Raw genomic sequence first — 267 nt, 5'->3', positions numbered from 1 at the left:
CGCTACCTCAAGGTAGAGCACAAGGAACTGATTGCCGGATTTAAGGAGAATGTTGAATGTTGAGTGTTGAATGTTGAATTAGGCTAGCGCCTTTGCGACCGTTAGGCAATTCAACATTCAACATTAAATTCAACATTCAACACTCAACATTAAATTCAACATTCAACACTCAACATTCAACATTAAATTCAACATTCAACACTCAACATTCAACATTAAATTCACCATTTAACATTCAAAAAAACGATGGAACATATTATAGCATAT

The sequence above is a fragment of the Segatella copri genome (assembly GCF_003465495.1).
GTDB lineage: Bacteria > Bacteroidota > Bacteroidia > Bacteroidales > Bacteroidaceae > Prevotella > Prevotella copri_G.
Note: the sequence above shows the minus strand (reverse complement) of the source record.